Origin of the sequence: Vibrio sp. WZ-1, assembly GCF_052037695.1 — a bacterium.
Classification (GTDB): Bacteria; Pseudomonadota; Gammaproteobacteria; order Enterobacterales; family Vibrionaceae; genus Vibrio.
In genome coordinates, this window is the sequence record NZ_JBQEQR010000047.1 from 14,807 (window position 1) to 34,582 (window position 19,776).

Genomic DNA, 19,776 nt, shown 5'->3' on the forward strand with positions numbered 1-19,776 from the left:
AAACTAACCTTTGTCTCTGTTGTGAAAGCAGTGTTAAATGAAACCTCTCCCTTATGGAGAGGTTTTTTTATTCTCTTGCTTTAAAAACGGCAAGAAAGGCAAGAAAGGATATCGAATGCAAGGATGGCTAGTGATTCCCGTTTCTTTGGCGTATTTGGGAATCCTGTTTTTAATCGCTTGGTATGGTGACAAACAAAAGAGATGGTTAGCGCGCTGGCGACCATGGATCTACAGTTTGTCGATTGCGGTCTACTGTACGTCGTGGACCTTCTACGGTACGGTTGGACAGGCGAGCAATAATCCTTGGTCCTTCTTACCCATCTACATTGCGCCGATAATCGTGTTTACCATCGGCTGGCGCGTTCTCGCTCGGCTTATACTGATTGCCAAGCGTGAGCACATCACCTCAATCGCTGACTTCATTGCTGCCCGCTATGGTAAATCGCAAGGTTTGGCGGTGGCTGTTACCTTAATTGCCGTGGCGGGTATTCTGCCGTATATCGCTTTGCAGCTGCGTGGCATCACCATGGGATTAGAAATCATTGCGCCAGATTTGGCTTCTGATCTCAGTTATCAAAACTACAGTGTGTCTTGGTTTGTGGTGGGGGCGATGGCGATCTTCACCATGCTGTTTGGTACTCGTCATATCGATAACACCGAACACCACCGCGGCATGATGATGGCGATTGCGTTTGAATCGGTGCTCAAGCTGGTGGCGTTCTTGGTGGTGGGCGTGTTTATTGTTTGGCTCGCAATGGATACCGAGAGCTTCCATCTCGCTGATATCGCCGCTGAAACCTATGAGTCGCCAAATATTCCGACTTTGTTGATTCATACCATTCTGACCATGTTGGCGATTGTCTGTTTACCACGTCAGTTCCATACCATGGTGGTTGAGAATGAACGCGCGCAAGACCTACATGTAGCCCGTTGGCTATTCCCACTGTATCTGATTCTGATGGGCATCTTTGTTTTGCCGATCGCGTGGGTAGGACAAAGCCTGTTGAGTGGCAGCCCTGCCGATACCTACGTGATAAGTGTACCGATGGCGGTGGGGGCTAATGACATTGCCTTGCTGGCATTTCTGGGGGGTACTTCGGCGGCAAGTGGTATGGTTATCGTCTCGACTATTGCCTTAGCAATCATGGTATCGAACGATTTGGTGATGCCGCTGATTCTGCGCCGGATGAAGTTATCAAAACGCAATCATCACCACTTTTCTACGTTGTTGTTACGTATACGTCGTGGGCTTATTCTGCTTCTTTTGATTGGCGCATGGGGCTTTTATCAGGCTTTAGATAGTATTCACTCACTCTCCGCAATAGGGTTTCTCTCGTTTGCAGCGATTACCCAGTTTGCTCCATCTTTGATTGGCGGCATGTACTGGCGTCAGGGAAACAAAAAGGGCGTGTATGTTGGTTTGCTGGTGGGTTTCACCATTTGGTTGATTACTTTAATGAGCCAAACCGACATGCTAGCGGGCGATGCAACCAATAACTTACTAATTTGGCTTATCACACCACCTGATTTATTGGCAGGCTTTGGCATTGCCGTTTCTGATTGGGGCATGATCCTCAGCGTGGTGGCAAATGCAGCATGTTTTGTCGCCGTATCGCTAGCCACGCGGCCAAGCATAAGTGAACGCTTACAATCAGCATCATTCGTTGGCACACCTTTGCCTGAGAGTGAAAATATCAGCTTGTACCAAAGCCGCGTGACGGTTAGTGAGCTAGAGATGCTAGCCTCTCGATTTGTCGGACGCACGCGAGTGAAATCTGCCTTCCAAACCTATTGGAGTCAGCAACGAGAAGAGCTATTGCCCAACCAACAAGCGCCCTCTACCTTGATTCGACATACTGAGCGCGTGCTTGCTGGTGTGTTTGGTGCTTCCTCTGCCAAGTTAGTACTTACTTCTGCTTTGCAGGGTAGAAATATGCAACTTGAGGAAGTGGCGACCATTGTTGATGAAGCTTCAGAGTTGTACGATTTCAGCCGTGGCTTGCTGCAAGGGGCGATTGAACATATTGGACAAGGTATCGCTGTTGTCGACAAGCAATTAAGGCTTGTGGCGTGGAACCAGCGTTACCTTGAGTTGTTTGTCTTTCCGCCGGGGTTGATTCAGGTCGGGCGTCCGATTGCTGAAGTCATTCGTCATAATGCTGAGCAAGGTTTATGTGGCCCGGGTGACCCTGAAGACCACGTTCGTCGCCGCGTTTATCACCTTGAGCAAGGCACGCGACATACCTCTTCCCGTGTGCGTCCAGATGGTCGCGTAATTGAAGTGCAAGGTAACCCGATGCCAGGTGGTGGCTTCGTCATGAGTTTTACCGACATCACCGTGTTCCGCGATGCGGAGCAAGCTCTGAAAGATGCCAATGAGACACTAGAAGAACGTGTTCGTGCTCGTACTCGTGAGTTGGAACAATTGAACAAACAGCTGGTGGCTGCGACGCAGCGTTCTGAGCATGAGTCGCAGTCTAAATCGCGCTTCTTAGCCGCGGTGAGCCATGACTTGATGCAGCCGTTGAACGCCGCTCGCCTGTTTGCTTCTTCGTTGTCGGAAGTTGCCAAAGACAGCGAAACCCAAAAGCTGTCGACCCACATTGAGAGTGCGTTAGGGGCGGCGGAAGATTTGATTGGTGACCTGCTGGATATTTCGCGTTTGGAATCGGGCAAGCTGGACGTCAATGTGCATGGTTTTGCGGTCAATGATGTGTTGGCAAACTTGAATGCTGAATTTAGTGCGCTGGCCAAACAACAAGGTATTGAGTTCACCATGATCCCATCGTCTTTGATGGTGAAATCCGACCCGAAATTGCTGCGCCGCGTGGTACAGAACTTCCTTACCAATGCGTTCCGTTATAGCCCGAGTGGCAAAGTGGCACTTGGGGTGCGTCGTGTACAAGGTCGAGTGCGTATCGATGTGTGGGACAACGGCATGGGTATCGAAGAAGAGAAGCAACAAGAGATCTTTGAAGAATTTAATCGTGGAACTCAAGTTCGTTCTGATCAAGGTTTGGGGCTAGGTTTAGCCATCTCGAAAGGCATTGCTCAAGTGCTAGGGCACGAAATCTCGATGCGCTCTTGGTTTGGGAAAGGCAGTGTGTTCTCGATTACCTTAGATAAAGCAGAGAAGGTACACATTCCAACGGTCAAAGCAGTGAAGAGTGCACAATCCGATTTAAGCCATATTCGCGTGTTGTGTGTTGATAACGAGCCGGATATTTTGGTTGGGATGGAGAATTTACTCTCGCGCTGGGGTTGCGATATTCGCATTGCGACTGACATCGTTGGGAGTCTGAAAGCGCTCGAAGACGATTGGTTACCGGATGTGATTTTCTCCGACTACCGTTTAGACAATGGTCGAACGGGATTGGAAGTGTTGCAGCAATGTCGTTTGCGTCTTGGCAATAGTTTTGAAGGGGTGATCATCAGTGCTGACCGAGCCGATGACATGATGGAAGGGATTAAAGCTAATGGGTTTAGTTTTATCGCCAAACCAGTGAAACCCTTGAAACTACGTTCAGTACTCAATCGAGTCGCCTAGAAAAAAAGACCTCCGTTTGGAGGTCTTTTGCTTTAAGGGGGGGGATCGGTTGGTGGCTTATTCCGCAACGCCGCCTTGAGTCAGCTTGGCTGGATCGAGCAATCTTTCTAATGTTGCACGATCTAAATCTGTTTCTTCTTCCGCGACATCGATGATAGCGCGACCTTGTTTATAGGCTTTCTTCGCCACTTCGGCTGCTTTTAGGTAACCAATCACAGGGTTAAGCGCAGTGACCAGAATCGGGTTCTTAGCCAGTGCGACATCAAGGTTGTCTTTGCGCACTTCAAACGTCGCGATGGCTTTGTCTGCTAAAGCAACGGCGCTGTTTGACAGCAGCTCAATGCTTTCTAGTAGATTGTGCGCAATCACTGGCAACATCACGTTAAGTTGGAAGTTCCCCGATTGACCTGCAACGGTAATGGTCGCGTCGTTACCAATCACTTGCGCAGACGCCATGGCCGCCGCTTCTGGAATCACTGGGTTCACTTTGCCTGGCATGATCGAAGAGCCCGGTTGTAAGCCTTGCAGTTCGATTTCACCCAAGCCTGCGAGTGGACCTGAATTCATCCAACGAAGATCGTTGGCGATCTTCATGATCGCAATTGCTGCTGTTTTGAGCTGCCCCGATAGGGAGACGATCGCATCCTGACTGCTGAGATTGAAGAAAAAGTTTTTGCTGGAAGAAAACTCGATGCGCGTTGATTGCGCTAGGTTATCCGCAAAGAGCCCAGCAAAGCGCGGATCGGCATTGATCCCTGTGCCCACCGCTGTTCCACCTTGAGCTAATGCTTTCACTGCTGGCAGTGTTTGCTCAATGGTTTGCTTAGCATGCTCAATTTGGAACTGCCAGCCGCCAAGCTCTTGGGCGAAGGTAATTGGCATCGCATCCATGAGGTGCGTACGGCCGGTTTTCACCACATCTTTCAGTACTTGTTGCTTGGTTTCTAGAGTTTCACTTAAGTGAGACAGTGCTGGCAGAAGCTGTTTTTCAATCGCAATCGCAGAGCTGACTTGAATCGCAGTAGGCACTACGTCGTTACTGCTTTGCCCCATGTTGACGTGATCATTTGGATTGACCGTTCCGCCTAGATGCTCAGACGCCAATGTCGCAATGACTTCGTTGGCATTCATGTTGGAGCTCGTGCCCGAGCCGGTTTGGAATACGTCGATAGGGAATTGGTTGAGGTGTTTACCATCAATGATGGCTTGCGAAGCATCGGCGATGGCATTGGCAATATCACCTTCTAGCAAGCCAAGTTGAGCATTGGTGAGCGCAGCGGTTTGTTTGATGTGTGCGAGTGCTTGGATAAAGCCAGTCGGCATGGTGTGCTTGCTAAAAGCAAAGTTATCGACAGCGCGTTGAGTTTGAGCTTGATACAAAGCGTTGGCTGGGACTTTGACTTCACCCATGCTGTCTGCTTCGATACGGAATTCCGTGGTCATGGTAGGTTCCTTTTGTTTAATCGAGTGGCGTCTGTATCAGACGTAATTGTTGTTGTAATGAGAGAAATTTCACATCGCCATCCTCAAATTGGTAGTAGTAACGTTTGAGACAAAGTAGTGGAGTGTGAATGGAATCGAGGCAAACTCGGCGGAAGATGCGGCTACGAGCAGGGTTTTGAATGGCATCAAGTAGATGGAAGTAAACCTGACGCAAATATAGTTCACACAGCAACAGGTTTTCGTGCTCTGCATCGTGATCGTAGATGGATGACAGCACCATAGCCCAATGGATGTAGTCGTGAATCACATCGGGTTCGAAGCCGCTTGGCGCATACACATGAAGGAATCGGTCTTGCGCTTTAAAAAAGGCGTTGTAGATGGCTTGGCTGCTGTCCATAGTTACCTCAATAGGTGATATAATGATAATTATTATCAATAAATTATCGATTAGCAACCACAGCTTTTTTGAGGGAATAGCACAACAAAAAAGCCGATACTCGGACTCAGTATCGGCTGAAGTGGGAGAGCTCAATCCCTACAATTAAGCTCGGTATTCTTTCGCGAGATAAGGTCGGCTCAAATGCGTCTTCAAGCCTTATGGAGCAGGTAAGTTATTTGTCCGTAAACAGGGTTTCGTATTTCACAAACGCCGTTTGCGTTTCTCCGTAGTAAAGCGTGCCTTCAGATTGAATCGCAACACGTAACCAGCTGTCTGCTGAGGCTGGCTTAGGCAAAGTAACAGTCCAGTTTTGTCCGGCTTGATCAGTAGGCGTCATATCGATTGGCTGCGCGTTTTGTTCTTGGCTATCCACCACTGATAGCTTCACCCCCTCCAGTGGATAAGCTGAATGTAACGACAACTCTAGACTATCTTGAGTCAGCTTTTCTGAGCGAAACTTCACTTTAAAGTCGCCATTCTCCATATCACACAAGCCACTGGTGTAACGGCAATTCGATTTGCTGATCAGCTTGTAGCTTTCCCCTTCTTTAGCTACATGAGGTTTCTCACTCAAAGCCATATCAGTACCGAAATAAGCGATCAAAGACAGAATTGGGGCGATCAACAGAGCGATAATAAAGTGCTTGTTTTTGAACATAAAATACTAATCCCATTAATTATCTGTTCATTTTTACAGGCCAAAATCGCTAATAACTTCGTTAAAGATTTTGAAGGTAGAGCAACTAGCTTGCTGCAATCTTTGCCTTGTTCTAAGCGATTTTTCCCGCGTAATCCCTGAACATATAATCAATGGCATTTGTATGCTTCCTTGCTACGGTTCAGGGAATATCTAATTATTAGAATAAGTTAAGTGAATAAAAAAGCCCCAAGCGGGGCTTTTGTGGTTTGGGTTATATTTTAGTGGTCTACCGCACCGCCAGCGCCTGCTGGTACACGTACGTGCTCGACGAGGTCTTTTACTTCTTGTGGTGTTTCTGCTGTTACTCTTGATACACCGAATGCCACAACAAAGTTAAATACCGCACCAATTGCACCAAATGCGTTTGGCTCGATGCCTAGGAACCAGTTCTGCCCCCAGCTTTGTAGGTAAGTCCAATCAGACACAAATAGGATGCCTTTGTGTTGGAACACGTAGAATAGCGTGATACTGATACCTGCAATCATACCTGCGATTGCGCCTTCTTTGTTGATACTCTTACTGAAGATACCCATCATCAACGCAGGGAAGATGGAGGATGCCGCCAGACCGAAGGCGAGCGCTACCGTTCCTGCTGCAAACCCTGGTGGATTCAAGCCTAAGTAACCGGCGACTGCGATGGCGACCGCCATGGAGATTCGACTCGCGAGTAGCTCTTTCTTCTCGGATATGTTCGGATTTATCACACCTTTGATTAAGTCATGGGATATCGCGGAAGAGATAGCCAGTAGTAGACCAGCAGCCGTCGATAGTGCTGCCGCCAGACCACCTGCTGCGACAAGTGCGATAACCCAGTTAGGTAGCTTAGCAATCTCTGGGTTTGCCAATACCATGATGTCACGGTCAACTTTCAGCTCATTCGTTGCTGGGTTTGATGTGTACTCAATCAGGCCGTCGCCGTTCTTATCATCAAAGCCTAGTAGACCTGTTTTCTCCCAGTTTTTGAACCAGTCAGGACGCTCATCGTAGGCAAGGTGCTGACCTGGTGCTGGGTTAACGGTATCCATTAGGTTTAGACGCGCCATTGCAGATACGGCAGGTGCTGTTGTGTAAAGGATAGCGATGAAAACGAGTGCCCAACCGGCTGATGTACGAGCATCACGAACCTTAGGTACGGTAAAGAAGCGAATGATTACGTGTGGTAGACCCGCAGTACCGATCATCAGTGACATGGTGTACACAAACATGTTTAGTGTGTCGCCACGAACTTGGGTGGTGTATTCACTAAATCCGAGCTCGGTGACCACTTGGTCGAGCCTATCGAGCAGATAGACATCGGTACCTTGAATGGTACTGCCTAGACCTATCTGTGGTAGTGGGTGACCTGTGAGTTGCAGAGAGATAAAGATTGCAGGAATAGTGTAAGCTAAAATGAGTACGCAATATTGAGCAATCTGCGTGTAGGTAATGCCTTTCATGCCGCCCATTACTGCGTACATGAATACGATACACATACCGATCAGTAGACCCGTTGAGTAATCCACTTCTAGGAAGCGACCAAACGCCACGCCCACGCCTTTCATCTGACCGATAACGTAAGTCACCGATGCGATGATAAGACACACAACCGCAACGATACGCGCTGCATTAGAGTAGAAGCGCTCGCCCACGAACTCCGGTACGGTAAACTTACCGAACTTACGTAGGTAAGGAGCAAGCAGAAGTGCAAGCAGTACGTAACCGCCTGTCCAGCCCATTAGGAATACCGAACCGCCGTAACCCATGAAGGCAATCAAGCCTGCCATTGAGATGAACGATGCCGCTGACATCCAGTCTGCTGCGGTTGCCATGCCGTTAGCGATAGGGTTTACACCGCCGCCTGCTACATAGAATTCTTTGGTTGAGCCCGCACGCGCCCAAATCGCAATACCGATGTAGAGGACGAACGTTGCGCCAACCACTAGATAGGTAATAGTTTTCAAATCCATCTGAGTTACTCCTTACTCATCTACGCCGAATTCACGGTCGATTTGGCGCATTTTCCACGCGTAGTAGAAAATAATACCTAGGAAGGCATAGATGGAGCCTTGTTGAGCAAACCAGAATCCTAGTTTGTATCCACCTAATTGAAATTGATTAAGTACGTCGACAAATAAAATGCCGCAGCCGAAAGACACTACGAACCAGATGACCATTAGGGTAATCATGAGTTTCACGTTCTTGTCCCAGTAGGCTTTGGCTCTTTCTTCGCTTTCAAATGCCATTGCCGTCTCCTTACGATTGGTATTGTTGTTAAAAAAATGTTTCAACATGTACATTAGCAAGGTGTTGGCAAGAACTCTTTTCAACTTTAGTCGGGACGCCAAAAAGCAAAAACGCCCGTTTTTAGGGCGTTTGAGAGGAAGCAGGAATAAAAGTGTGATGTTAATTTGATGTTAAATTAGCCAAAGGTCTAAGAGTTTTATCAATTAACATAAAAATCTTTTATACCAAGTAGCAAATTATTCAATGCAACGGCAGCAAGGATAAGGCCCATCACGCGGCTGATGATGGCAGCACCCACGTTTCCAATCACTTTTTGAATTGTGTTTGCACCCAGCAACAAGAAGAGGGTGACCAGCAACACCGCCATCATGACACCAGCAGTCATCGCCTGATCAACAAAAGAGTAACGGTTGTTGTCGGTGAGCATCACGATAGCCATCATAGCACCTGGTGACGCAATTGAGGGAATAGCGAGAGGGTAAACGGCTAAGTCAGCAAGATCGGAGTGGCTGACTTCTTCACCCAGTTTTTGTTCTTGTTCTGGCTTGCTCTCACCAAAGATCATCGATAGTGCAAACAGCAATAGCACTAAGCCACCAGCGGCTTGGAAGGCTGGTAATGGGATTTGCATCGCTTCCAGTAATAACTGACCGGCAATAAGAAAAAACAGTAACACACCCATCGAAATGGCAATCGCTTTTAACGCGACGAGACGACGCTGTTTTGCCGTGAGGTGTTGAGTTTGTGATAGATAAACGGGGACTGAACCAATCGGGTCAATGACGGCCCAGAGTACAACGAATTGAGTGACGAGAATACTTAGCAAAGTATGACCTCCCAGAGTTAGCGGTTTAACAGAGGGATGAAAAAGGCTGCGTGGAACAGTCTATGCCAATCGTAGCCAGTAATTGCTTATTCTAGCTTGTGAAAACGCTCGATAACGGCGTTAAAAATTTCGATTGTAGGAGAACTACTTATCGAAAATTTTCGCCTTGTTCTCAAGCCTTTTTCCTACGCTATTTATAAGCTCTGACTCACTGTGATTGGCATTATCATTTTAACGTCTGTTGTTCTTTTTGCGTCATATAAATGTGAAATAGATATATTTACTAACACATTACTGCTCGGGTTCCATTTGCTGCAGTAGGATGACGGCTTGAGTGCGGTTCGTCACGCCCAGCTTGCGGAAAATTGCGGTCATGTGCGCTTTGATGGTGGCCTCCGAGACATTGAGCTCGTAAGCGATTTGTTTGTTGAGTAAGCCATCGGAAAGCATGCCCAACACTTTGTATTGCTGAGGGGTAAGAGCGGCAATTTTTTCTGCCAAGTCATTACAAGCTGCGTTATTGGTGATCAAGCCTTCTGGGAAGTATGGGTCGCCATTGAGGACTTGGTTGAGTGCATTGACCAGCTCGCGCATGTCGCTCGATTTTGGAATAAAGCCGAATGCACCATGGCTTTTCACTTGCGTGACCACGCTTGGCTCTTCACTGGCTGATACCACCACAACCGGAATATCTGGGTACTCGGCTCGAAGGTGAATCAACCCCGACATGCCATTCGCGCCTGGCATCTTTAGGTCCAATAACACCAAATCTGGCTCTTCTTCTTTTTCCAGCAACGCGAGTAGAGCATCTAGCGTATCCGCTTCAAGAAGGTTGGCCCCACTCACGGCCATGTGTACCGATTGGAACAAGGCATTGCGGAATAGGGGGTGATCATCTGCGATGATTATGGTGTAGGTCGAATCCATGACGTTAAACACTTTTGACTATTTCGTTAATGGAATTATTGTCCACCTTTAAGAATGTGGACAATGTTTATCCACTAAAAGTCTGAACCAAATCGACTTTTATTAGAAAAATTGCATATAAACGCAAGTTTCTCGAATTTATTAAGACAATAAAAAACGCCAGTGAAAAATCACTGGCGTTTGAATGATTCACAATCAGAATCGGTTGATGTGCTCTAAGAAAGGTTCGGCTTGCATAAAACCAGTTAAACGAGCGTTTGAAACGTGTTCGCCATTGGCATCCCAGAACTCAATCGTTGGTAAACCAAGTACATTCATATGTTTAAGCAGCTCGATGTCTTGCACTTGGTTCTTGGTTACGTCTGCTTGCAGAAGAACGAAGTCTTGCAGTTTGGCTTCGACGCTTGGGTCGTGGAAGGTGTACTTCTCAAACTCTTTACATGCCACACACCAGTCGGCGTAGAAATCCAGCATTACTGGTTTGCCAGCTTGCTTCGCTTGAGCAAGTGCAGCCTCAAGCTCTGCCACGTTAGCAATGCGAGTAAAGCTCACCGTTGCTTGTTGAGTTTGCGTAGTGGTGTTGCCACCAAACCAGTAATTCAACGCTGGTTGAGCAGAAGCAAACAGACCAAGTACGGCAATGATACCCACAGCGCTTTGTTTCCAGCCGCCAAATTCTAGGCTGTTTTTGATGTGGTATAGCCAACCAAAAGCCGCGATACCTAGTGCTGACCACAATGCCGTTGCCCACATTTCTGGCATGATGCGCTCAAGTAAGAAGATAGGCGCAGCCAGCAGAATGAAGCCGAATAGGGTCTTAACGCGATCCATCCAACCGCCTGCTTTTGGCAGAAGTTTGTTGCCGAATACAGCAACAAGAATCAGTGGAATACCCATACCCATTGCCAGTGCGTAAAGCGCGATACCACCCGTCAGCAAGTCACCACTTTGTGCCACGTAAAGTAGCGCGCCAGACAGAGGTGCCGTGGTACATGGTGAACACACCAAACCTGAAATCGCGCCCATGGCGAACACGCCTGCGCTGCTACCACCTTGTTGTTTGTTGCTGAGGTTGTTTAACCATGTCTGCACACTGCTTGGCAACTGCAGGTTATATACACCAAACATAGATAGTGCCAGCGCCACGAATAACACACTCAAACCAATCAACACATAAGGGTGTTGCATCGCTGCTTGGAACTGCATGCCCGCAGACGCCACCACAAGACCGAGTAGGGTGTAAGTCAGCGCCATGCCTTGCACATAAACAAACGACAAGCCTAGTGCGCGGCGTTGGCTCAGTTTGCCACTACCAAGCACGATACTGGTCAGGATTGGGTACATCGGCAGTACACATGGCGTAAATGCTAAGCCCACACCAAGTGCTAAGAACAATAGTGGCGTCCACCAGTTATCTGCTAGGTTGGCTGCAAGGCTATCTTGCTGTGTTACTGGTGCCGATGATGGAGTATCTGCCGTGGATGATTTCGCCGCTGGTGGCGTTACTATTGCTGCTTGTTCTGCTTTTGGTGCTGTCGTCGACGTGGTTGAACCTGAGCTCGATGAAGTAAACGCACTGATAGGAATCACGCGAGTTTCTGGTGGGTAACAGAAGCCTGCTTTGGCACAGCCTTGGTATTGCACCACGACGCGAGCGCCGTCTTGCCAGTTATGCATTGGCACGTTAACAAACAGTGGTTGAGTGTAGATATGCACGTCACCAAAGAACTCATCTTTATGCGGTGTGCCTTCCTCCATTTGTAAGTCGCCTAACGCGACGTTTTCGCCCGCAACTGACAAGCGTTCTTGATACAGGTAGTAGCCATCACGTACCTGCCAATCGAGCATCAGTTTGCCGTCTTGTTGGTAGTAGTTGAACGGGAAAGCCTGATCGACAGGCACAAAAGAATCGTTGCTGCTGCCAAAGGCATTGTTTTGGTCGTTACCAAATAAGGCCATGGATGGCGCAGAAAAAGTAATAAGCCCTAAGAGTAAGACGGAGAGTAATGCACGCATAAAAGGTTCAATTCATCTTAGATAATTGCCGTTAGTGTAACTCAATCAGACCTGCTGGCTAGCCAATAAGTTTCATGGAAGTGAAGATTTGTTAAGCAAAAACGTGAGTCTCAGGCAATAAAAAAGGGAGCCGAAGCTCCCCGAGTAAGACTCTGTTTCTACTAGATCAGTAGACCACCGAATGCAAAGCCAAGTGCTACCGCTGAAGCGATAGTTGCTACACCTGGTACGAAGAACGGGTGGTTGAATACGTACTTACCGATGCGAGTCGAGCCCGTGTCGTCCATCTCAACCGCAGCAAGTAGCGTTGGGTAAGTTGGTAGTACGAATAGCGCACTTACTGCTGCGAAAGACGCAACCGCGGTAAGTGGTGCTACACCGATTGCTAGTGCTGCTGGCATCAGCGCAACAGTCGTTGCACCTTGCGAGTAAAGCAGCATTGAAGCGAAGAATAGAACAAGTGCTAGCATCCATGGGTAGTCAGACAGTAGTGCACCTGCGACTTCCTTGATGCCATCAACGTGCGCGTTAACGAACGTAGAACCTAGCCATGCCACACCTAGTACACACACACATGCTGTCATACCAGAACGGAATGTTGCCGCTGCTGGGATTTTACCAGCATCAATTTTACAGCTCATTACGATAGCAGCAGCTGCTGCTAGCATTACTGTCATGATTGCTTCGTTACGACCTAGCGCTGGGTTCTCGATAAGACCGACAGAGCCAGAAATTGCCGCTGCGTAGCACACAACAAATGCGATCGCGCCAAGGAAGATGAACGTTGCTTTCTTCGCTGTTGGTAGGATCTCACGCTTAGATTCTGTGCTTAGCTTGATTAGCCCGTTCTCTAGACGATGTTGGTATTCAGGATCGTCTTTTAGTTCACAGCCCATGAAGTTAGCTACGAAGGCACCGATCATACAAGCGATGAAGGTTGTTGGGATACATACCGCTAGTAGTGTTAGGTAGTCTACGCCGAATGGGTGAAGCATTGCCGCGAATGCCACAACCGCCGCTGAAATTGGTGATGCTGTGATAGCGATTTGCGATGCCACTACCGCGATAGAAAGTGGACGAGAAGGACGAACGCCTTGACCTTTCGCTACTTCTGCAATTACAGGCAGGGTAGAGAACGCGGTGTGACCTGTCCCCGCCATCAGTGTCATTAGGAATGTCACGATAGGCGCGTAAAAAGTGATGCGTTCGGGATGTTTACGTAAAAAGTCTTCCGCAACCTGTACCATCCAGTCCAAACCACCCGCAACCTGCATTGCTGCGATAGCGGTGATTACAGACATGATGATTAGGATTACGTCGACAGGTATGTAAGCTTGGCTTGTTGGAACGCCCAGGATTAGCGACAACGCAATTACCCCGGCACCACCAGCAAAACCAATGCCGATACCGCCAATTCTAGCCCCCAAATAAATGAAGAGCAGAACCACGAATAGTTCGACCATTACCATATTGATACCTCTTTGTAGTTTTTTATTGATTCTGATTTTTTGAACACTCAGGAACAGGAGTAAATGTTCAGAGAATCAGAACCTGCTTGGCTTACGGTAATAAAAAGCTTAAAAAAAGAGTGGTTAACCGTATAAAAGCCTAAAAAAGGGCCCCGTTTGGGACCCCTTAAACATGCGATTACTCGTAGCGTTTCGCTTTATAAGTCGGATGCATGAAGTTTTCAACTGATAAGATGTCATCTAGCTCTTCAGCAGTTAATAAACCGCGTTCTAGAACCACATCACGTACACTCTTACCTGTTTCAGCACAGATCTTACCAACAATATCGCCCTCATGGTGACCGATGTATGGGTTTAGGTAAGTTACGATACCGATAGAGTTGTAAACGTAGTTCTCACAAACTTCTTTGTTCACAGTAATGCCATCGATACATTTATCACGTAGGTTCACACACGCGTTGTGTAGTAGAGAGATAGACTCAAATACGCTTTGCGCGATAACTGGTTCCATTACGTTAAGTTGTAGCTGACCGCCTTCTGCTGCGAAAGAAACCGTGTTGTCGTTACCTAGAACTTTGAAGCAAACTTGGTTTACTACTTCTGGGATAACTGGGTTTACTTTGGCTGGCATGATTGAAGAGCCTGCTTGCATTTCTGGTAGGTTCAGTTCGTTTAGACCTGCACGTGGACCAGAAGAAAGTAGACGAAGGTCGTTACAGATCTTCGATAGTTTCACTGCTAGACGTTTTAGTGCACCGTGCGTCATTACGTACGCGCCACAGTCAGAGGTTGCTTCGATTAAGTCTTCAGCTGCAACAACTTCAACACCAGTTACTTCTGCTAGGTGTTTTACTGCTAGTGCTTGGTAACCAGTAGGTGCGTTTAGACCAGTACCGATTGCCGTTGCACCTAGGTTGATTTCTAGTAGTAGCTTAGATGTGTAGTCTAGTGCACGAATTTCTTCGTTTAACGTTACTGCCCATGCGTGGAACTCTTGACCTACAGTCATAGGAACTGCGTCTTGAAGCTGAGTACGACCCATCTTCAACACATCTTTGAATTCTTGTGCTTTAAGCTCGAATGCACCTTTTAGGTATTCGATCGCTTCCATCAACTGATGAACGCTGTTGTAAACCGCGATACGGAAGCCCGTTGGGTACGCACAGTTTGTTGATTGGCTCTTGTTAACGTGATCGTTCGGGTTGATGAACTCATATTGGCCTTTTTCCTTGCCCATCAGTTCAAGTGCAACGTTCGCGATAACTTCGTTAGTGTTCATGTTCACTGACGTGCCCGCACCGCCTTGGAATACGTCTGAAGGGAACTGATCCATGCACTTACCTGTTTCAAGGATCAAATCACACGCTTCTAGGATGTAGTTAGCAACGTCTTTTGGAATAGCGCCTAGCTCTTTGTTTGCTAATGCAGCAGCTTTCTTCGTCATTACCATACCGCGTACAAACTCCGGTACGTCAGAGATGGTAGTGCTTGAAATGTTGAAGTTTTCGATAGCGCGAAGGGTGTGGATGCCGTAGTAAGCATCAGCAGGAACATGACGTTGACCTAATAGATCTTCTTCAATACGAGTGGCTTGGTTTGCTGTTTTTGGAGCATCAGATAGAGTAGCCATAACAGGATCCTTAGATGATAATTCTGATAATAAAGTTATTTATTAGCCATTTCTGCAATCTAGAATCCATTCATCAGAATTTTTGGCTGGAAAATCCATCCTGACTTATGTGGCACATAATACTGTACCTAGCGCATAAAAATAGTAACTAGATCACCTTTTTCGCTTTTGATGCGTCAATATTTTGCAAAGTATGAACGAGTTATTAATAACCCTTTATAGGTAGGCTAATTTGCTGGACAAAGTTGGTTTTTAAGAGTTCGAAATTAGCACTATTCAGATGCACTTTTTTGTATATGCCGCTTTGTACATTGCGGTGATTTTGTACAGTGCATTCTCTTGAGTATTAACACGCTTTTTTACAACGATTCGTTTGAGCTTAGCAGTATTTTCCCTTTACACTGCAAACAACAAAGGAGGGCATGTGTTTCCTATCTTATTATTGGCGTTTATTTTCGTCCCGATCATCGAAATCGGTCTATTTATTCAGGTGGGAGGCTTTTTAGGTCTCTGGCCTACGATTGCTTTAGTGTTAATTACTGCTTTTGTTGGCGCGTCTTTGGTGCGTAGCCAAGGCATTCAAACGCTGATGTCGGTACAAGGTCGCTTAGAGCAAGGTGAGCTTCCGGCTCAACAGATTTTTGAAGGCGTGATGCTGGCGGTTGCTGGTGTGCTGCTATTAACGCCGGGCTTCATGACAGACGCATTAGGTATGTTAGTGTTGTTGCCAGCACCACGAGCAGCGATTGCAAAATACTTAATGAGTAAGATGGTGGTGAAGACCATGAATGGTGGCGGCTTCCATGCCAATTACTCAAACCAAGGTCCATTTGAGCAAGACCCGTTCCGTCGTGACCCATTTGATTCTCAATCGGATAACGGCAACACCTTCGAAGGTGAGTACGAGCGTAAAGACGACGATGATCGTAACAAGCTCAGCTGATTAACTCAGTAAGAAAAACAAAAGGGCGCATCAAGCGCCCTTTTTATATCTGAAATATGGTGTGTTTAGAGTGCACCTTCAAAACCCATCTGACGCCATGCTTCAAACGCAATGATAGCGACCGCGTTTGATAGGTTCAGGCTACGTGCATCCGGCATCATTGGAATACGGATACGTTGCTCCATTGGTAGGCTTTCAATCACTTCTGCTGGTAAGCCGCGAGTTTCTGGACCAAACATCAATACGTCACCTTCTTGGTATTGCGGGTCAACGTGATGGCCTGTGGTCTTAGTGGTACAAGCAAACAGGCGGAAGTTGCCTTGCTTCTCTTTCTCTAAGTATTCCAAGAATGCTTGATAATCTTTATGACGCGTTACGCGAGCCAAATCGTGGTAATCCAAACCTGCGCGGCGGACTTTCTTCTCTTCAAGATCAAAACCTAGCGGTTCAATCAGGTGGAGATTCGCACCACAGTTAGCACACAGGCGAATGATGTTGCCGGTGTTCGGCGCGATTTCTGGTTCGTATAGAGCGATATCAAACATGGTATTGAATTAGATTGGTCAAAACAGGCGAGCAGTATATACCCAAGTCACCATGAGAAGCGAGATTCAACACTATGACTAGGTATAGATGAGAGTAACCGCTTCAGCATGTCGCCCTAATTGAGACCGATTAACTCAGGGCGCGAGCATAGTTTTCTTCTACCGCGCGCCAGTTCACTACATTCCACCATGCGTCGATGTATTCAGGGCGACGGTTTTGGTAGCTGATGTAGTAAGCGTGCTCCCATACATCAAGTGCTAGGATAGGCTCACCTTGTTGTGCAGCAACGTCCATTAATGGGTTGTCTTGGTTGCTGGTGGAGGTAATGTGAATCTCCCCATCCTTTACGATTAGCCAAGCGAAGCCAGAGCCAAAAGTATTGATAGCTGCTTGTGCGAACTCGTCTTTGAATGTCTCGAGGCTGCCAAACTTGTCGTTGATGGCTTGTGCTAGGGCACCTTGAGGTTCACCGCCACCATCTGGTGACATGCAGTTCCAGTAAATGATGTGGTTGTAATAGCCGCCACCGTTGTTGCGAATTGCTGGGCTGTGTTGAGAGATGCAAGCGAAGATGTCATCGAGGCTTTGGGTCTCGAGAGCGCTGCCTGTTGCGGCAGCCATAAATTTATCGTAATAAGTTTTATGATGTTTGCTGTAGTGAACTTCCATGGTTTTCGCATCGATATACGGTTCTAACGCATCGTATTCGTACGGAAGCTCTGGGAAAATGTGCGACATTGTAAATCCTCCTTTATGGAGGATTTACTTTAATGCTAATAAAAATCATTATCAATCTTGATCTTTGTGGGGTTATTTACCCGCGCTGATCAATGGCAGGGTGATGGTGACTCGTAAACCACCGAGCGGACTGCGACTCGCGATAATTACGCCACTGTGCTGGCGGATAGCACTTTCGGTAATGGTTAAGCCTAAGCCAGTGCCTCCCGAATGGCGATCGCGCGCGGTCGATACCCGATAGAACGGGCGGAAAATTGCTTCCAGTTCTTCGTCTGGCACGCCTTCACCATTGTCATCGACCACAATGCTGAGGGTATCGAATGAATCCTGAATGTCGATCTTCACTTCGTCTTTACCGTAGTAAATCGCATTGCGGATGATGTTCTCTACTGCGCTCATCAACAATTTAGGGTTACCCGAGATACTGCGATCAGGTAAGGCAGAGTAGCTGAGGCTTTTACCCATCTGTTCGGCTTCGAACTGCGCGTCTTTGATGATCTCTTCCCATAAGCTAGCAATTGGCTGAGTCTCACGTGTCATGTGACTGTTCACTTGCATACGTGATAGCTCAAGCAGTTCGGCAATCATCTGCTCTAAGCGCTGGGCTTCGGTATCAATACGAGTTAGCTCAGGGCTTTCACCTTGCTTACGAGTTGCTAGCGCACTTGCCATACGCAGACGAGTGAGTGGTGATCGCAGTTCGTGAGAAATATCCGAGAGCAAGCGCTGTTGACCAGAAATCATCTGATTCACTGCCTCGACCATTTGATTGAAACTGGTACCTGCTTGGCGAAATTCGGTGGTGCCTTTTTCCAGATTTGGGTCAATAACAAACTCACCTTTGGCAACTCGCTGTGCTGCGGTTTCCAAGCGTCGAGCTGGTTGGCTCAATGCCCAGGCTAGCCATAGCAATAACGGTGTACTCACCAACATGACGGCGAGAAGCAATTGCAGTGGGTGGTCAAACAGACGCAGCATGATCGGTGGCGGCTCGTTCCACTTAAAACCGACATACATCAGTAGGTCTGAATTGGCGATTTTGATCGGCACAGGGCCCGCAATCATGTAGCGGCCATACAATTTTTGTTTTGGCTGTGATTGATCTTCGATACTGGTGACAAAGTTTTGCAGTGCACGCAGTTTGAAATCTTTGTGATTCGAAGTACTCAGTACATTCCCTTCGTGGTCTGAAAAGAAGATCCTTGGACGTGGATCGTGCCTACTGCGTCGTTGACCTTCAAGGCTAAACAGGATTTTGCCGAGGTTGTCTTGGTCACGGTACTTTTTTTCAACACCATCACGTATTTCAAGCATGCGTTGATAATGCTCTTTGGGAATATCGCGCGCTTTACGTGGATCCAGGTGAGGTAATGACAGCACAGCCATCAAAACCAAAAACATCGTGAACCAAAAGATGGCAAAGATGCGTCCATACAAGCTGTTTATCTTCGGCAGTTTGAAGCGTGGTGCTCGCATTAATCCTCCTCAATCAACATGTAGCCGCGCCCACGTAGGGTTTTAATGCGTGGCTTACCGTTGCTTTGATCTGGCAGTTTTTTACGTAGATTGGACACGTGCATATCGATCGCGCGATCAAAGGCCGCGAGGCGCTTGCCAAGTACGTCAAGACTCAGGGTTTCTTTAGTGAGTACTTGTCCTGGGTTCTGTACAAAGTGAGTCAGCAAGGCAAATTCTGTGGTGGTTAAATCCAGCAGAACCTCTTCACAATAGGCTTCTTGTTTACCTGGGTAGAGTTTGATTTCTTGATACTCAATGCAGTCGCCGTTTTTACCGTTTTTTTGAGTACTGCTGGTACGGCGTAAAATCGCGCGGATACGTGCCAGTAGTTCGCGGTCGCTAAATGGTTTTGGCAGGTAATCATCCGCACCCAGTTCAAGGCCGATCACGCGATCGATTTCTTCGCCTTTAGCCGTCAGCATTAGCACAGGCGTTTCCCAGTTTTCACGCAGGCGCTTTAAGGTTTCCATTCCATTGAGTTTTGGCATCATGACATCGAGTAAGATAAGGTCGATTTCATCATGAACAGCGGCGAGTCCTGCTTCTCCATCGTTGGCTTCGCTGACATTAAAACCTTCGAAGCTCAGCACTTCCTTAAGTAGGCTGGTTAGCTCGGTATCGTCATCAATCAAAAGAATGTTTGCCATTTGAGTACCTATTTATCATTCGTGGTCGCTTTAATATTACATGGTAATGATGAGCAACAATGAGTGTAAAAATCACTCTTTACGATTCTTTACGGTCTCTATACGTCGCTTTACCTAGCAGGTCGTATTCTACACTCAAGCGCTGTGAGAACAGCTCAGAAGAA

Annotated in this window: 16 protein-coding genes; 2 read left to right on the forward strand and 14 right to left on the reverse strand. The window is 47.3% G+C overall.

Going from position 1 to position 19,776, the window contains the following annotated elements:
- The first annotated feature begins 115 nt into the window (after nucleotides 1–115).
- Nucleotides 116–3,547, forward strand: coding sequence for a hybrid sensor histidine kinase/response regulator (locus ACTS60_RS02630; protein ID WP_440887023.1), 3,432 nt, complete (start codon nucleotides 116–118; stop codon nucleotides 3,545–3,547).
- Nucleotides 3,548–3,604: 57 nt separating this feature from the next.
- Here the strand turns inward: ACTS60_RS02630 and ACTS60_RS02635 are convergent, their stop codons facing one another.
- The 10 genes from ACTS60_RS02635 to aspA all read right to left on the reverse strand — a co-directional run bounded on the left by ACTS60_RS02635 (nucleotide 3,605) and on the right by aspA (nucleotide 15,220).
- On the reverse strand, nucleotides 3,605–4,990 hold the full coding sequence (locus ACTS60_RS02635) for a class II fumarate hydratase (RefSeq protein WP_440887024.1): 1,386 nt from the start codon (nucleotides 4,988–4,990) through the stop codon (nucleotides 3,605–3,607).
- 16 nt (nucleotides 4,991–5,006) lie between these two features.
- A complete protein-coding gene (locus ACTS60_RS02640; protein WP_440887025.1) occupies nucleotides 5,007–5,387 on the reverse strand; it encodes a hypothetical protein in 381 nt (126 codons plus the stop codon).
- A gap of 214 nt (nucleotides 5,388–5,601) precedes the next feature.
- On the reverse strand, nucleotides 5,602–6,087 hold the full coding sequence (locus ACTS60_RS02645; protein ID WP_440887026.1) for a hypothetical protein: 486 nt from the start codon (nucleotides 6,085–6,087) through the stop codon (nucleotides 5,602–5,604).
- 260 nt (nucleotides 6,088–6,347) lie between these two features.
- Nucleotides 6,348–8,075 (reverse strand): sodium:solute symporter family protein, encoded by a 1,728-nt coding sequence (locus tag ACTS60_RS02650; RefSeq protein ID WP_010444138.1) that lies wholly within the window; start codon nucleotides 8,073–8,075, stop codon nucleotides 6,348–6,350.
- Between the two features lie 12 nt (nucleotides 8,076–8,087).
- Nucleotides 8,088–8,351, reverse strand: coding sequence for a DUF4212 domain-containing protein (locus tag ACTS60_RS02655; protein WP_005448273.1), 264 nt, complete (start codon nucleotides 8,349–8,351; stop codon nucleotides 8,088–8,090).
- 200 nt (nucleotides 8,352–8,551) lie between these two features.
- Nucleotides 8,552–9,178 (reverse strand): MarC family protein, encoded by a 627-nt coding sequence (locus ACTS60_RS02660; protein WP_005428797.1) that lies wholly within the window; start codon nucleotides 9,176–9,178, stop codon nucleotides 8,552–8,554.
- Nucleotides 9,179–9,469: 291 nt separating this feature from the next.
- Nucleotides 9,470–10,105 carry a response regulator transcription factor gene (locus tag ACTS60_RS02665; protein WP_440887027.1) on the reverse strand — a complete coding sequence of 212 codons (636 nt, stop codon included), beginning with the start codon at nucleotides 10,103–10,105 and terminating at the stop codon, nucleotides 9,470–9,472.
- Between the two features lie 195 nt (nucleotides 10,106–10,300).
- On the reverse strand, nucleotides 10,301–12,121 hold the full coding sequence (locus tag ACTS60_RS02670) for a protein-disulfide reductase DsbD (RefSeq protein ID WP_440887028.1): 1,821 nt from the start codon (nucleotides 12,119–12,121) through the stop codon (nucleotides 10,301–10,303).
- Between the two features lie 161 nt (nucleotides 12,122–12,282).
- Nucleotides 12,283–13,590 carry an anaerobic C4-dicarboxylate transporter gene (locus ACTS60_RS02675; protein ID WP_010444131.1) on the reverse strand — a complete coding sequence of 436 codons (1,308 nt, stop codon included), beginning with the start codon at nucleotides 13,588–13,590 and terminating at the stop codon, nucleotides 12,283–12,285.
- Nucleotides 13,591–13,768: 178 nt separating this feature from the next.
- Entirely contained in the window at nucleotides 13,769–15,220 is a 1,452-nt protein-coding gene (aspA, locus tag ACTS60_RS02680; RefSeq protein ID WP_005428778.1) for an aspartate ammonia-lyase, read from the reverse strand.
- A gap of 424 nt (nucleotides 15,221–15,644) precedes the next feature.
- Here aspA and ACTS60_RS02685 point away from each other — a divergent pair, with 424 nt between their 5' ends.
- Nucleotides 15,645–16,163, forward strand: a complete 519-nt coding sequence (locus tag ACTS60_RS02685; protein ID WP_440887029.1) for an FxsA family protein — start codon at nucleotides 15,645–15,647, stop codon at nucleotides 16,161–16,163.
- A 65-nt stretch (nucleotides 16,164–16,228) separates the two neighbouring features.
- Here ACTS60_RS02685 and trmL read toward each other — a convergent pair whose 3' ends face one another.
- The 4 genes from trmL to ACTS60_RS02705 all read right to left on the reverse strand — a co-directional run bounded on the left by trmL (nucleotide 16,229) and on the right by ACTS60_RS02705 (nucleotide 19,612).
- A complete protein-coding gene (gene trmL, locus ACTS60_RS02690; RefSeq protein WP_440887030.1) occupies nucleotides 16,229–16,708 on the reverse strand; it encodes a tRNA (uridine(34)/cytosine(34)/5-carboxymethylaminomethyluridine(34)-2'-O)-methyltransferase TrmL in 480 nt (159 codons plus the stop codon).
- Between the two features lie 130 nt (nucleotides 16,709–16,838).
- Nucleotides 16,839–17,447, reverse strand: coding sequence for a superoxide dismutase (locus tag ACTS60_RS02695; RefSeq protein ID WP_440887031.1), 609 nt, complete (start codon nucleotides 17,445–17,447; stop codon nucleotides 16,839–16,841).
- A gap of 72 nt (nucleotides 17,448–17,519) precedes the next feature.
- Complete coding sequence (gene cpxA, locus ACTS60_RS02700; protein ID WP_440887032.1) at nucleotides 17,520–18,923, reverse strand: envelope stress sensor histidine kinase CpxA; 1,404 nt, start codon at nucleotides 18,921–18,923, stop codon at nucleotides 17,520–17,522.
- Nucleotides 18,923–19,612, reverse strand: a complete 690-nt coding sequence (locus ACTS60_RS02705) for a response regulator (protein ID WP_440887033.1) — start codon at nucleotides 19,610–19,612, stop codon at nucleotides 18,923–18,925. The genes cpxA and ACTS60_RS02705 overlap by 1 nt, the downstream gene beginning before the upstream one ends.
- Between the last annotated feature and the right edge of the window lie 164 nt (nucleotides 19,613–19,776).